The sequence below is a fragment of the Stappia sp. BW2 genome, assembly GCF_008107695.1.
Classification (GTDB): Bacteria; Pseudomonadota; Alphaproteobacteria; order Rhizobiales; family Stappiaceae; genus Roseibium.
In genome coordinates, this window is sequence record NZ_VIRG01000070.1 from 1429016 (window position 1) to 1442207 (window position 13192).

Annotated in this window: 12 protein-coding genes; 6 read left to right on the forward strand and 6 right to left on the reverse strand. The window is 57.0% G+C overall.

Annotated features, from left to right (window positions below):
- Positions 1–10 precede the first annotated feature (10 nt).
- The 3 genes from FMN63_RS25580 to FMN63_RS25590 all read right to left on the reverse strand — a co-directional run bounded on the left by FMN63_RS25580 (position 11) and on the right by FMN63_RS25590 (position 3055).
- On the reverse strand, positions 11–988 hold the full coding sequence (locus FMN63_RS25580) for a quinone oxidoreductase family protein (protein WP_148586902.1): 978 nt from the start codon (positions 986–988) through the stop codon (positions 11–13).
- A gap of 230 nt (positions 989–1218) precedes the next feature.
- Complete coding sequence (locus tag FMN63_RS25585; protein ID WP_148586903.1) at positions 1219–1935, reverse strand: CDP-alcohol phosphatidyltransferase family protein; 717 nt, start codon at positions 1933–1935, stop codon at positions 1219–1221.
- A gap of 184 nt (positions 1936–2119) precedes the next feature.
- Positions 2120–3055 carry a DUF2182 domain-containing protein gene (locus FMN63_RS25590; protein WP_148586904.1) on the reverse strand — a complete coding sequence of 312 codons (936 nt, stop codon included), beginning with the start codon at positions 3053–3055 and terminating at the stop codon, positions 2120–2122.
- Positions 3056–3234: 179 nt separating this feature from the next.
- On the opposite strand from FMN63_RS25590, the gene FMN63_RS25595 reads away from it, so the two are divergent.
- A complete protein-coding gene (locus FMN63_RS25595; protein ID WP_148586905.1) occupies positions 3235–4437 on the forward strand; it encodes a UbiH/UbiF family hydroxylase in 1203 nt (400 codons plus the stop codon).
- 19 nt (positions 4438–4456) lie between these two features.
- Here FMN63_RS25595 and FMN63_RS25600 read toward each other — a convergent pair whose 3' ends face one another.
- Together FMN63_RS25600 and FMN63_RS25605 are read right to left on the reverse strand one after the other, a co-directional pair.
- Positions 4457–4879, reverse strand: a complete 423-nt coding sequence (locus tag FMN63_RS25600; protein ID WP_148586906.1) for a DUF1801 domain-containing protein — start codon at positions 4877–4879, stop codon at positions 4457–4459.
- A 42-nt stretch (positions 4880–4921) separates the two neighbouring features.
- Positions 4922–5878, reverse strand: coding sequence for an AEC family transporter (locus FMN63_RS25605; protein WP_148586907.1), 957 nt, complete (start codon positions 5876–5878; stop codon positions 4922–4924).
- A gap of 224 nt (positions 5879–6102) precedes the next feature.
- Between FMN63_RS25605 and FMN63_RS25610 the strand changes: the two genes are divergently transcribed.
- The 3 genes from FMN63_RS25610 to hspQ all read left to right on the forward strand — a co-directional run bounded on the left by FMN63_RS25610 (position 6103) and on the right by hspQ (position 8616).
- A complete protein-coding gene (locus tag FMN63_RS25610) occupies positions 6103–7068 on the forward strand; it encodes a lysophospholipid acyltransferase family protein (RefSeq protein WP_148586908.1) in 966 nt (321 codons plus the stop codon).
- A gap of 81 nt (positions 7069–7149) precedes the next feature.
- Complete coding sequence (locus FMN63_RS25615) at positions 7150–8190, forward strand: HpcH/HpaI aldolase/citrate lyase family protein (RefSeq protein ID WP_148586909.1); 1041 nt, start codon at positions 7150–7152, stop codon at positions 8188–8190.
- Positions 8191–8292: 102 nt separating this feature from the next.
- On the forward strand, positions 8293–8616 hold the full coding sequence (gene hspQ / locus FMN63_RS25620; protein ID WP_022998644.1) for a heat shock protein HspQ: 324 nt from the start codon (positions 8293–8295) through the stop codon (positions 8614–8616).
- Between the two features lie 103 nt (positions 8617–8719).
- Here the strand turns inward: hspQ and FMN63_RS25625 are convergent, their stop codons facing one another.
- Positions 8720–9400 carry an invasion associated locus B family protein gene (locus FMN63_RS25625; protein ID WP_209001312.1) on the reverse strand — a complete coding sequence of 227 codons (681 nt, stop codon included), beginning with the start codon at positions 9398–9400 and terminating at the stop codon, positions 8720–8722.
- A 196-nt stretch (positions 9401–9596) separates the two neighbouring features.
- On the opposite strand from FMN63_RS25625, the gene FMN63_RS25630 reads away from it, so the two are divergent.
- Together FMN63_RS25630 and FMN63_RS25635 are read left to right on the forward strand one after the other, a co-directional pair.
- On the forward strand, positions 9597–11468 hold the full coding sequence (locus tag FMN63_RS25630) for an extracellular solute-binding protein (protein WP_148586910.1): 1872 nt from the start codon (positions 9597–9599) through the stop codon (positions 11466–11468).
- Positions 11469–11492: 24 nt separating this feature from the next.
- Positions 11493–13124 carry an AMP-binding protein gene (locus tag FMN63_RS25635; RefSeq protein WP_148586911.1) on the forward strand — a complete coding sequence of 544 codons (1632 nt, stop codon included), beginning with the start codon at positions 11493–11495 and terminating at the stop codon, positions 13122–13124.
- The last annotated feature ends 68 nt before the right edge of the window (positions 13125–13192 follow it).

Sequence of the window (13192 nt, forward strand, 5' to 3'; positions counted from 1 at the left end):
ATTGCCGGCCTTACGGGATCAGAACTGTGGTGCCGGTGGTCTTTCGGCCTTCAAGGTCCTGATGCGCCTGCACCGCATCGGCGAGCCGGTACTCCTGATTGACGCCAATCTTGACGATGCCTTTCTGAACGACATCGAACAATTCTCCAGCGGTCGTTTCCAGCGCTTCGCGAGTTGCAATATAGCTGAAGAGAGAAGGACGGGTCGCAAATAGCGAGCCTTTCTGGGCGAGAAGGGCCAGGTTGAAGTCGGTGATCGGGCCGGAGGATTGTCCGAAGGTGACCCACAGGCCACGCGGTTTCAGGCAATCGAGCGATCCGGGATAGGTGTCCTTGCCGACGCTGTCATAAACGACGTCACAGCCTTTGCCGCTGGTTATGTCCTTCACCCTGTCGACGAAGTTTTCTGTCCGGTAGTTGATGACGTGGTCGTAGCCATGCGCTTTTGCCAGCTCGACCTTGGCTTCCGAACCAGCGGTGCCGATGACGGTCGCGCCAAGGTGCGATGCCCATTGACCGGCAATAAGCCCGACGCCTCCGGCGGCCGCATGGAACAGCAGCGTTGTACCGGGGCCGACGGAATACGTCTGGCGCAGAAGGTATTGCGCAGTCATGCCCTTCAGCATCATGCCGGCTGCTGTCTTGTCATCGATCCCCTCCGGCAGAACAACGAGACGGTCTGCCGGGACAAGTCTTTCCTGAGCATAGGAGCCGAGCGGGCCGACATAAGCCACCCGGTCTCCCGGATTGAGGTGTGTCACGCCCTCGCCGACCGTAAGAACAACCCCTGCCCCTTCATTGCCGGGCGTGAAAGGCACGCCATTGGGCGCTGGATAGAGACCGGACCGGAAATAGGTATCGATGAAATTGAGGCCAACCGCGGTGTGCCGGATACGTGCCTCGCCTGGGCCGGGTTCACCGACTTCAATGTGTTCCCAACGCATGACATCCGGTCCACCAGTTTCGTGTAGGCAGATTGCTTGAACCATGACTTTTACCCCGAAGTGATGGGCCGAGACCGTTTTTGGTCTTGCGGTAATTGATGTTGGCAAGACCATAAATGATTTCAACGCGATCGGGAAAGGTCATTCAGAAACGGAAATGCCTTTCGGCAATCCGTGGACCGCGTGCTGACCGGGTGCCAGGAGAAATAGCACGGCTCTTCACCGGCGCTAAACGGTGCGCCGATGCAGACAAAATCTCTCAAGTGTCGAAAAGATCAGTCGACCCTATCCAGCAATTGCTGAACGGCAGAGACCAGAAGCAGGTAAAAGCTGGCTGCCGTGAACACCCATGCGGCCGGGCCATTGAGCGCCATGCCATCAAGAATGGCGTAGGCGGCCAGTCCCATCCAGAGCAACGTCACCGGCAAGGTGATCATGCGCCACCGGCGTACGCGGACAGGATGGACAAAGCGAATGGGAGCAAAAGTCAATGCGCAGCACAAGAGCACGAAGAAGATCGTGAAGGTCTGTGATGGTGACAATACCATCAGGCCGAACACTGCCATGTTCCAGCCGGCGGGAAAGCCCTTGAAAGAGCCGTCCGGCGTCTTCATGCCGTTGTCGGCAAAATAGAGAGCGCCGGTAAACACCACGAGACCGCCGCAAATCCAGTTCCAGGGACTGGACAGCATCAGGCTCCAGGAAAGCGCGAAAGCGGGAAGAAATACGTAGGTGGCGTAGTCGATCACAAAATCCAGTGACGCACCTGACCAGCGAGGCAGGCGCTCCGCGATCTTGTAGCGGCGAGCCAGGGGACCATCGATACCGTCGACGAAAAAGGCGAGCCCCAGCCAGGCGAACATTTCGGCCCAGTCTTCCCGGGCACCTGCCAGAAGGGCGATCAGAGCGATTGGAGCGCCAGAAGCCGTCAGGATATGGATCAGGAACAGAGCGGGCTCGGTCCTCTCTTTGCCTGGTGTGATATCCGCCACGGGGTTTCCTCGCTTTTGTGATCCGAACACGACATGTCGGAGCGTTGGCGTCGTTCTGAGATGTGCACTGCCCGCGATGGGCCTCAGACCCGATGGAGCACACACCTATGCTGACACGATCCTTTATTGCAATCGTATGACAGTGTGAACTGAAAAAACAGTCCCAACGCCAATAGCCGTGAATTTAACCTGCCGCGTTTCCCAAAAGGATGAGCGAAACAAGGATGCCTGCCCACACAAGCAGAACGGTGCCGATTGCCGGTGGCAGGATTTTGCTCGGGAAGGTCTTTTCAACGGCCATCAATGCCCCGAGCAAGGCGATCCAGACGATGTTCATCAACCCGACCGCAAACATGACGGTCATGACGGCCCAGCAGCAACCAAGGCAAACCCACCCCTGGACCAGCCCTTCCCGTAATCCAGACAAGACGCCGGCGGATGCCTCGTCCGTGACGAAGACCCAGCGAGGATACCAGCATCGGCTGAGGCAGGCCTTTTTGGCCGGCGTGAATTGGTACAACCCAGCGGCAAGAAGGACGGACGCCGTCAAGGCCATGCTGGCGGGCGCCATCATGGTCGTCATGGCTCCGGCAACAGACAATGCCCATTGAGCTGCTGTGGCCACAACGGCATACCCAAGCCAAACTGCCAGGTAACCGACCATGGCGGCGACCACAGGTCTTCCGGGTTGAGCTGTCTTCCCGGGACGGGCCGCGAGCGCGGAATGATAGGCGCGCAGCATCGGCACGGCCGTTGGCAGCATCATCGCGAGAGCCATCATTGCCCACATGAGGAAGATCTTCGCCAGATCGACAGCTGTCATATCTGTGCCTGGCATGCCGAAGGTCGCGCTGGTTGGCAGGCAAAGCACGGCAAGTGCGGCTCTTGCTTCTTCCGGCAAACCCGCGAACTGGTTGAAACTGTTGAGAATCACCATGCCGGGCCCGGCTTCGCTCATGTCCATCACCGGGATCATGTCGGCGACCATCGCAATCAGATACGCCCAGCCACAGGCAGTCAAAAGGGCAACAAGCGCCAGAACAAGTGGCCAGCCACGCAGGTTCTGCTCCTGAGGAGTGGAACCGGTTTCGTTGGAACGGATGGTGCGCAAACTCGTCATGGTGGCCGTAAAGCGATGTTTCTCTTGGTTGCAATCGAGATGTCTTAGAGCATTTTTCCGGTCTGGTGTTTGATTTTGCTCATAACTGGCTGCGGATGCCCTGCGTGTATTCGTCCCGTTGATTTTCGATCGGCAAACAGCAATTAAGTCGGTACGCATAAACCAGATGGATTTTCAGCATGTCCAGCAGCCACTCGCCGGAAAAATTCGATATCGCAATCGTCGGCGGAGGTCCCTCCGGGCGCATCGCCGCTCTTGCGTTGGTTCAGCAGGGCCTTTCCTGCGTTCTGATTGCACCATCGGCGAACCGAGAGGATGGCCGCACCACCGCATTGTGGCAGCGATCCATAGATCTTCTTCGTGATATTGGCGTCTGGTCGGCTATTGAAGGCAGCGCTGAGGCCTTGAAGAAGATGCGGATGATCGACAGCACAGGGCGGCTTTTCCGAGCGCCCGAAGTCGTCTTCGACTGCAGCGAACTTGGTTTGGAAGAGTTCGGTTTCAATATCTTGAATAGCGAACTTAATGTAGTTCTTGAAAAGGCCTGTGCTGCTCAATCCGGTCTTGAGGTGATATCGGACACCGTCAAGACCGCCGAGTTCGGTGATGAGCGGGCCACACTTTTCACAAGCGGCGGCAGAACAATTTCCGCAAGGCTTGCCGTTGCCGCAGATGGCCGTAGGTCCACACTGCGTGAAGCCGCCGGGATCGAGGTCAAGCGCTGGTCTTATCCGCAGGTTGCGGTGGTTCTGAACCTGGAGCACCGTCTTCCGCACCAGCAGATTTCGACAGAGTTTCATGCAGCAACGGGGCCGTTCACTCTGGTACCGTTGCCCGGCAGGCAATCATCGCTGGTTTGCGTGGAGACTGCGGAAGGTGCAGCAAACCTGTTGGCGATGACCCAGGAGGAGCTGGAAGCGGAGCTTGAGCGGCGGGCCCATTCAATTCTGGGGAGCTTCAAACTTGCATCTAAACCGCAAAGTTTTCCGCTTGCAGGTCTCACCGCGACGTCTCTCGTGGGGCCGCGCCTTGCCCTCGTTGGTGAAACCGCTCACGTGTTCCCGCCCATCGGTGCGCAAGGGCTGAATCTCTCCTTGAGAGACATTCGCGATCTGACCACCGTCGTCGCTGCAGCTACGCGTTCGCACGCAGACATAGGGGCCGCGGCCTTACTCGCCTCTTATGAAAAGAAACGGTTCAGTGATATCCGGTCCCGTACCAACGCGGTTGACGTGCTGAACAGATCGCTGTTGACGGAATTCCTGCCGGTTCAGGCTGCGCGAAGCGCCGGTATGTATCTGACCGGCAAGGTCGGGCCGTTGCGTCGCATTCTCATGCGGGAAGGCCTGGCGCCGGGAACGGCGTTCCAACTTCACAGATAGGGACAAGGGCGCGCTGCGTTCAAGCGCGTGGTTTGGCCGCCGTTCGCTTGGCGGCGTGGTACGTCAGCGCCATGGCAATCATCTGGCGAAGCATGTCCTCGGGCAGTGGCTTTGCCAGACTGAAGTGAACGCTTCTGTCGCCGCCAAAGACAAGATCCGGGAACATCGCACGCCAATCGGAAACAAGCGACGATTGGCAATTGACGAAAAGAGCAACGTCTCCTGCCCCTGATTTGTCACGGTCGATCCTGATGGTGGTTCCGGTCTTGGGCCGCTTTGTTACATAGCTGGCCTGACCCCATTTCAGGGTTTCTTCGAGCTCTCCGATATCGTCCCGCTGCGTAGCTGTGTCTAAGATCATCGCCCTGATCGTCAGCACGCAGTCTCGTATGTCCGATGGAAAGCTTTCAAAAAGTGCCAGAACGTCCGGATTGTCTTTCACGGAATGACCTCTTGATCTCGAACGACCGTTCAATCGGGCAGTTTAGCCACCGGTTGGCAGGAACCCACTGGTCAAGGCCCAGATGAAACCGGTCACCGTGATGATCGACAGGGCAGTTCCGATGAGAACGAAACTCGACGCCCGCTGTACATAGGTTCCATATTGCTGCGCGATGACAAAGACGTTTGTGGCCGGTGGAAGACAGGACATCAAGACAGCGGTCGCAATCCAGTTGGGATCAAAGCCTCCCAGCCAGGTCAACAGCAGGAAAATCAGGATCGGGTGCAGCAAGAGCTTCACCCCAAGTACAATCGGCAGTTCCAGAGGAATCCGGCCGATGGGCCGCAAGGCTATGCTGACACCCATCGCAAACAAGGCACAGGGAGCAGCTGCGTTGCTGAGATAGCGCAACAGCGTGTCCACTGCTTCCGGTGGCTTGATCTGGAAGGCGGCGGCTATGACCCCGGCAATGGTCGCCAGGATAAAGGGGTGGGTGAAGATCCTGATTCCGATCTTCTTCAAGGTTCCGAGGATCGATTCGTCGTCCGTACCGGCCAAAGCCATCATCAGCGGCGCCAGAATGAACATCAGCGCGTTGTCAAAGGCCAGAATGAGGGCTGTTGGAACAGTCGCCTGTTCGCCCAGAACCGCCAGCGTCAGTCCCGGCCCCATGTAGCCGATGTTGGAATAGGCACCGGCGATGCCCAGGATTGTGGATTCGCCAATGTTGCCGCGTGTTGCCACAACGCCAATGCAGAAGGAGATCGCAAACACGATGTAGGTCGTGAAGGTCGTTGCAGTGATGTAGGACGCGTTTGCCAGTTCCTCGATAGGCGTTTCCGACAACAGGCGGAAAAACAGCGCCGGAAGCGCCAGGTAGATTACGAAGAAGTTCATCCAGCTCAGGCCTGCCTCAGGCAGGTTTTTGATCTTGCCAGCTCCGAAGCCGAGAAGGATCAGCCCGAAAAACGGAAGAGCCAGTGAAATGACATTCTGCATTCAATTACCAAAGATGAAGACGACGCGCTGCACGGCGGTTTGGTGGGTCTCAAGGCGCTTGCATCTTGCGCCTGGCTTGGATATGGACGCGTGACTAGAGGGTCACCCCGGTGATCCGCATTCCAATCAGGTCTGAAGGCGCATCGCAAGGCCCATTCATTCGGACAAGGTCGGAAGTGCCCTCTTTTCAGGACGGGCGGACAACATGAAAGCATTCGGTCGTAATGTCCCGCAAAAAAAAGCAGCGTAAACACCCGAAGCTGACAGCTGTGCAAAACCGGGTGGAAGGCTTTGCGCTGACTGTGGCCATCTGGCTTTTCCGCCTGATCCCCGTCGACATTGCTTCCTACGTCATGGGCGCTTTCTGGCGCCGGCTGGCGCCCTTCAATGCCAGGCATAAACGCGCCCTTCGGCATCTGAAGAAGGCTTTTCCCAATATGCCGCGCGCAGAGCGAGAAAAGATTGTGCGCGGGATGTGGGAAAACCTTGGCCGTGTGGCGGCGGAGACCTTCCATATCGACCGACTTCTGAAGCAAGACTACCGGTTCGAGGCGGTGGCGGACGAGACCGCTGAACAGGTTCTGAACGGTGAACGGTCCTGCCTGTTCGTGTCGTTTCACAGCGCAAACTGGGAACTGTGCGTTCAGCCTGCAGTGCGCCGCGGCATTGAAATCACAGGTGTTTACCAGGCGCTCCGCAATCCGGAAGCCGACAAGGCTCTTCAGGCGCTCAGAAAAGATCTCTACAAGGGCGGTCTCTTGTCGAAAGGCCATCAGACAGCACGCAAGATCCTGGCGACCCTTAAGGGCGACGGGATTGTTGCCATGATGGGCGATCTGCGTGAAACACGGGGCGTGCAAGTTCCCTTCTTCAACCAGATGGCCTACGCGACGCCCGTTCCGGCCTCTCTTGCCAGGTCTTGTAATGTGCCGATTGTTCTGGGCCGGGTCGTGCGCAAGAAGGGCGTGCATTTCCGAATAGAAGCCCAGGCTGTCGAAGTGCCCGTAACGGACAACCGCCAGGCGGATATCGAGGCGGTAACAGCACAAATCCATTCGATTTTCGAGGGATGGATCCGCGAACATCCCGAACAATGGATGTGGATCCACAAGAAGTGGGCGCCTCCGGGAAAAACGTCCGCGCAGAAGCAGGCCCGACGTGCGGCAGCAGCGCGGTTGGAAGACGATTAGCCTGTTCTCCTTTCGGGGTATGGTTGCAGCGCAACATTGACGTTATAGCTATGACTTCAACTGGTGGAGGACAGCTGTTTCATGAAAACCCCAAGCGCATTCTACAAGCCGCTCGCCATCGGCGCGCCCGACCCGTTCCGTGAGCTTCCCGTCTCGCTGGAGCGCATGATCCATTTTGTCCCGCCGCATATCGAGAAGATGCGGTCCAAGGTGCCGGATCTGATCAAGAACGTCGATGTCGTGCTTGGCAACCTGGAAGACGCCATTCCCGCAGATGCCAAGACGGATGCCCGCAGAGGCTTTATCCAGATGGCACAGGATAACGACTTCGGCACCACGGGTCTGTGGACCAGGGTAAACTGTCTCAATAGCCCATGGTTCTTGGATGACCTTCTGGAAATCGTCCCCGCGGTCGGTGAAAAACTCGATGTGGTGATGCTGCCCAAGGTCGAAGGCGCGTGGGATATTCACTACCTTGACCAATTGCTGGCGCAGTTGGAAGCCAAGGCCGGACTTTCCCAACCGATCATGATCCACGCCATTTTGGAAACGGCGGAAGGCGTGAAGAACGTTGAGGAGATTGCGGCGGCAAGCCCGCGCATGCATGGCATGAGCCTTGGACCGGCAGATCTCGCAGCATCTCGCGGCATGAAAACCACAAGGGTCGGCGGCGGCCACCCGGACTACGCGGTCCTGTCCGACGTCGACGGTGCAAACGGGCGAACGGCTTATCAGCAGGATCTGTGGCATTACACGGTCGGCAAGATGGTCGATGCCTGCCTGTCTTACGGCCTGAAGCCTTTCTATGGGCCTTTCGGCGATTTTTCTGACGCAGACGCTTGCGAAAGCCAGTTCCGCAATGCCTTTCTAATGGGGTGTCTGGGGGCCTGGTCCCTGCATCCGACGCAGATCCAGATCGCCAAAAAGGTCTTTTCTCCAGACCCGGGCGAAGTTGCATTCGCGCGCAAAATCCTTGATGCAATGCCGGACGGCACCGGTGCGGTGATGATCGATGGCAAGATGCAGGATGATGCAACCTGGAAACAGGCGAAGGTGATCGTGGATCTTGCAAAACTGGTTGCATCGAAGGATTCGGAACTCGCGGAGGTCTATGGCCTTTAGACTTTCGCAATGCTCGTCATTTAAGGTTTAATGTTACAATGCTTGCACGCCGGGGGCTGACACGGTATCCCGGCAGTGCATGCAGTATGCGGACGAGTAACCATGCGAACGGCAAAATTCAGAATTGGCCAGGTCGTCCGGCACCGGATTTACCCCTTCCGGGGCGTTATTTTCGATGTCGATCCGACCTTCAGCAATACGGAAGAATGGTGGAACGCGATCCCGGAAGACGTGCGTCCTCTGCGCGATCAGCCGTTTTATCACCTCCTCGCCGAAAACGAGGAAACCGAATATGTGGCCTATGTCAGCGAACAGAACCTGGAAGCAGACATGACCGGTGAACCGGTGCGCCATCCGCAGGTGGAAGAAATTTTCGAGGAACAGACCGACGGGTCCTATCTGCCGCGCAGCGTGGAGATCCACTGAACGGGCGATGTATCCGGCTTGTCTGCTGACATGGCAGTTCAAATACGAAGAAGGCCGGAACCTTGAAAGTTCCGGCCTTCTTCAATTCTGAAAACGCAGTTTCTTACTGGCTTTGCTTCTGAGCGTCGATCAGCTTCTGACGTGCTTCGTCAGCCCGCTTCTGCAATTCGCTCTGCAGCTCTTCCTGACGCTTTTGCAGTTCAGCAAGGTTCATGGGCTCGCCGTCGTAAACCTTGGTGAAGCCGATCAGGGTCATCTTGAAGACGATTTCCTTGGCCTGCTGGTTATACGGAGCCACGATCATTTCGCCGCCCTGCTTCATGGTGTTGATGAAGGAGTCATCAATCGCCAGTTCTGCATAGCAGGCGTTGGGTGCGCAGATGCTGTACTTGCCCTGAACGGGCTTGCCATCATCGATCTGAATGCGAACGCCGGGCTGGATCAGAACGCCGGTCGGTACGGCGACCAGCAGCTTCTTGCGGGCTTCCCCTTCAGTTTCCTGAATAGCAATGTTGCTCAGGAACTGTCCGGTATTGGTGCGCAATTCAATCGAAATAAAGCAGATTTGCTTCTGCGTGTTCGGATTGGTGTTACACGCTTTCGTCCATGGGCTTTTTTCCTCCTGGGCGATTGCGGGTGTACCAGCAAAAGAAGATAGGGCCACGAATGCACCTACTGCACATCCGAACAATCCTCTTTTCAAAACACTCGTCATCGAAACGTCCTCAATCGTGCGTGTACGAAACTTTCGCGTTGTTCTGGGGCATTCCGGAACCAACCGCAAGGCCCGTAACAACATTCAAACCGTGAAACCATGGTAAGACACTTAATTTGGGCGAGAGGGTGGCCGATTTGCAACGCACGCCCAATGGGCAATTCAGAGCTGAATATCTTGAGGTTTGTTGTTTGTCCCGGGCGCTTCCCTGTTAACCGTGTGTTATTCTGAACGCTGGGAATCAATAGAATCTCCGGCGGTGGTGATGCGTAGTTCGACAGTTTCCGGTCTCCTTTTTCGTGCCGGCCGGGCGATCGGTTTGGCGGCCTCGAGCGTTTGTGTGCTCGCCATCTCTTTCTGCCTGCCTGCGATTGCGGATGAAGAAACCGTACCCTGGACGCATGCCATCGCCATGCATGGAACGCCCACTCTAGGTCCAGACGAAGCATTTCCCTACTCTAATCCCGATGCGCCCAAAGGCGGTACGATTACTCTTGGTGTACAGGGAACCTTCGACAGCCTGAATTCCTTCATTGTTCAGGGCGGCTGGACCTCGGCCCGTGGCATGCGGGAACGCGAGTTCGGCAACAACGTTCTGGAAAGCCTGATGGTTCGCTCTTATGCAGAACCCTTTTCGCTTTATGGGCTTCTGGCTCAACGCGTACGCATGCCGGAGAGCAGGGAATGGATCGAATTTGAGCTAAACCCGGATGCCAAGTTTTCCGACGGGACGCCAGTTACCGTAGATGACGTCATCTTTTCTCTGGACGTGATCCGCGACAAGGGACGCCCGCCTTACAGGAACTGGTATGCGGCCATCACCGAGAAACAGGTGACCGCACCCAACCGGCTGAAGCTGGTGTTTGAAAACGGCGACAATCGCGAATTGCCTCTCCTGATAGCTTTGGCCCCGATCTACTCAAAGGCCAGCACTGATGCGGAGAATTTTGACAAGTCCTCTCTAAACCCGCCGGTTGGAAGCGGGCCTTACACGTTCAAGACCATCGAGCCGGGCCGGCTGGTTGTTTATGAGAAGAACCCGGATTACTGGGCCAAGGATCTGCCTGTAAAGGCCGGTTTCGACAACTTCGATGAAATCAGGATCGAATATTTCCGCGACGAGACCACCTTGCAGGAATCCTTTAAAAAGGGCCTGGTTCAGGCTCTTCAGTTTAGGGATCCGGCCCGCTGGGCAACCGGCCTCGATTTTCCAGCTGTGAAAAATGGTGACGTTCTCAAGCGGTCACTTCCGCTCGGTATCCCGGCCGCCATGCAGGGCATTGCGTTCAACACCCGTCGAGACCAATTCTCCGATCCAGCTGTGCGCAAGGCTTTGCGCATGCTGTTCGATTTCGAGTGGGTGAACCGTAACCTTTATTACGGTCTTTATACGCGTACTGCTGGTTACTGGGACAATTCTGAGCTGTCGTCGATCGGCCGCCCGGCGAGCGATCGCGAAAAGGAACTGCTTGCCCCCTTCCCCGATGCAGTGGATCCAGAGGTCATGGACGGCACCTGGCGTCCGGCCCAGGGGGATGGTTCCGGGCGGGACAGGAAGGTGCTTCGGGCGGCGCTCGAAGCGTTCGGTAAAGCTGGTTACAGGCTGAAGGACGGGAAACTCGTTCACGCTGAAACCGGAAACCAGCTTTCTTTTGAAATACTTGCCAAGAACGAAGACGAAGAAAAACTGGCGCTCGCCTACATTCGGACGTTGGAGTTGCTCGGCATTGACGCAAGCGTGCGCAGTGTCGACCCATCCCAGTTTGAAGACCGCAGGACGAAACGCGATTTCGATATGGTGTTCAACACCTGGTACGCGTCACTGTCTCCCGGTGCCGAACAATATGGACGCTGGTCGTCAAAAGCCGCGGAAGCGGAAGGCTCCTTCAACTTTGTTGGCGCCCACGAGCCGGCAATCGATGCGATGATCGACGAGATCGTCGGCGCGCGGAGCCGGGATGATTTCATCGCAGCTGTTCGCGCATTCGATCGCGTCCTGATTTCCGGGGCCTACGCAGTTCCGCTCTACCACGTCGCAGATGATTGGGTTGCTCACTGGAAGCAGATCGTTCCACCTCAAAACGAGTCGCTTTATGGCCATGAGTACGACACCTGGTGGTCAGCCAAAGCGCAATAATCGGACCAATGGACGAAGAAAAAAATGAAAGCCACGCCTGAAAGCCTGTCCGAGGAATACCATCAAAGCGGAGCCTGGTCCGATGTGCCGCTTGATGAAATGTTCCGAAAGACAGCCGCTGAACACCCCGACCGGGTCGCTCTGGTCGATGCTCCGGACAGGGCCAACTGGACCGGCGGCGCCCCACGTGCGCTGACTTATGCAGAAGCTGACCGTGAGATTGATCGGCTTGCGGCGTTTTATACGACCGTTGGCCTTTCATCTGATCACGTTGTCGGTGTTCAGGCCCCCAACACGGTCGATACCGTCATTGCGATCCTGGCTGCGCTGCGGGCTGATCTGATCATTTCCCCCCTGCCACTGCACTGGCGGCAGAAAAACGTTCTGGAAGCCCTGAATTCCATCGGTGCCAAGGGGTTTGTCGCTGCAGACCGTGTCGAAACGCGTCAGGTCGGCGTTGCCGCACGTGATGTTGCAGCGGATCTGTTCTCGTTGCGGTTTATTTTCGGGCTTGGCAAGGATATTCCCGACGGCTTGATCGAGCTTGGGCCGATGCTTGCCGAAATGGGTGATGAGTTGAAGTTCACACCCAGTGAGCGCTCAGATCCGGCGGACCACACCGCCACCATTTGCTGGAGCCGCAGCGGCGAAGAAAACGTACCTGTCACACGCTGCCATAATCACTGGGTGTCCGTCGCGCAAATGATCGTGCAGGAAGCCCATGTGCGCGATGCCAGCTCGATCGTTCTGCCTTACTCGCTCAGCGGTCTGACCGGCCTTGGCGGAGGACTTGCGCCCTGGCTTTTGACCGGCAGCACGTTGCACCTGCATCACCCGACATCACTTGCAAATCTCGCCGCACATGCAAACGAGGTTCAAGCGGATATCGTAATGACGCCCGGACCGCTTGCGCAGACGCTCGACCGGAAACTGGAAAACACAAAAACAACCCTGCTTGCGGCCTGGAACATTGCAGCGCCTCACCCGACGACTTTTGTTGCCAGGCGCCGGCTCGTAGACCTTCAAATCGCTGACGAGTTTGCTCTCGTGGCAAAGGCACGAGGTCCTTCGGCAAAAATGAAAGCCACTGCGCTGGGAAAGCATAGTGGGCCAATCGGGTGCGAAAGCGGGCCAGCCCTCCTTGAAATTGCGGTCACCGACGAGGTGGAAGAGCAATTTCCAACGCTTCTGGTAAAGGGGCCCATCGTTCCCGATGTTGGCTGGCGCACCATCAACGGCGATCAGCGGCGCGTTCGTTGGGAAGGTACCGGTTTTTTGAACACCAACATCAAGGTCGAACTGACAGATGGCGGTATCGCCGGGTTCGGAGTGCCGGGGCACTACGCCCTTGGTACTGGAAATCTCGAGACGATAGATGGGGTCTATGCTGGTTATCCGGGGATCAGGGAAGCAGCAGCCTTCATTGTGGAAGATCCTCTCCTGGGAGCCAGGATGTACGCAGCGCTCGTACCAGAGGCCGGGAATGTGCCTGACGCAGGCGCCTTTTTTGCCTATCTGGATGCCGAAGGTGTGGATCTTGCCAAGATCCCCCATCGTGTGCTGATTTTGCAGTCTCTGCCGCGGAACGCGGATGGAACGATCAACCGGGAACGGCTGACCATGCGGACGCAGCGATTGCCTGCTGCCGTGGCGTAGGTGGGATAGCGTATGGATGTTGAAACGTCGCTTTCCTGGCGCGGCCCTTACTGGTATGCAGGACGGCG

Excerpts from the sequence above, each read along its gene's own strand:
- FMN63_RS25630 (WP_148586910.1), top strand. The coding sequence starts at position 9,597 with ATGCGTAGTTCGACAGTTTCCGGTCTCCTTTTTCGTGCCGGCCGGGCG.
- FMN63_RS25615 (WP_148586909.1), top strand. The coding sequence starts at position 7,150 with ATGAAAACCCCAAGCGCATTCTACAAGCCGCTCGCCATCGGCGCGCCC.
- FMN63_RS25605 (WP_148586907.1), bottom strand. The coding sequence starts at position 5,878 with ATGCAGAATGTCATTTCACTGGCTCTTCCGTTTTTCGGGCTGATCCTT.
- FMN63_RS25595 (WP_148586905.1), top strand. The coding sequence starts at position 3,235 with ATGTCCAGCAGCCACTCGCCGGAAAAATTCGATATCGCAATCGTCGGC.
- FMN63_RS25610 (WP_148586908.1), top strand. The coding sequence starts at position 6,103 with ATGTCCCGCAAAAAAAAGCAGCGTAAACACCCGAAGCTGACAGCTGTG.
- FMN63_RS25635 (WP_148586911.1), top strand. The coding sequence starts at position 11,493 with ATGAAAGCCACGCCTGAAAGCCTGTCCGAGGAATACCATCAAAGCGGA.
- FMN63_RS25590 (WP_148586904.1), bottom strand. The coding sequence starts at position 3,055 with ATGACGAGTTTGCGCACCATCCGTTCCAACGAAACCGGTTCCACTCCT.
- hspQ (WP_022998644.1), top strand. The coding sequence starts at position 8,293 with ATGCGAACGGCAAAATTCAGAATTGGCCAGGTCGTCCGGCACCGGATT.
- FMN63_RS25580 (WP_148586902.1), bottom strand. The coding sequence starts at position 988 with ATGGTTCAAGCAATCTGCCTACACGAAACTGGTGGACCGGATGTCATG.